At 68.4% G+C, this 386-nt stretch carries 1 protein-coding gene; it reads right to left on the bottom strand.

The annotated features are described in order from the left end of the window. Positions 1-386, bottom strand: a 386-nt coding sequence (locus BST27_RS30925) for a hypothetical protein (RefSeq protein WP_139805533.1), incomplete at both ends; no start/stop codon positions are given.

Here is a 386-nt window from a genome sequence, read left to right as displayed (position 1 = left end):
CTGGTTCAGTCGGGCTGGTGCGATGTCCGATGGGCTCAACCCGCCCCCACCCTGGCGCACATGTGCGCAGATCCCGCGCAGCGCCTCAAACCACAGCCGGCTCAGCCGCTCGACGCTGTCCTCATCCAGAACCGAAGTCGCATAACGCCAGCCTGCCTGCAACCGTGGGCCGCCCCCGGAGTCCACGGTTGCGGCGTTGAGTTCCACACTGTGCGGCAACGGCATTGGTATGGCGGCCGCGGCACCGGCGACCTTCGACACGCCCTCCGGGCTTAAGCCCCACCCGTCCCAGGACGCCGCGCCATCTCCGCCCACCCGGCCCAGGTAGTTGAATCCGATCACGGGGTCGGCGCCGCCCAGGTCGACCTGTTCGTTCAGATACCGCA

Source organism: Mycobacterium intermedium (assembly GCF_002086275.1).
Taxonomy (GTDB): domain Bacteria; phylum Actinomycetota; class Actinomycetes; order Mycobacteriales; family Mycobacteriaceae; genus Mycobacterium; species Mycobacterium intermedium.
This window is presented reverse-complemented; position numbering and strand designations above follow the sequence as displayed.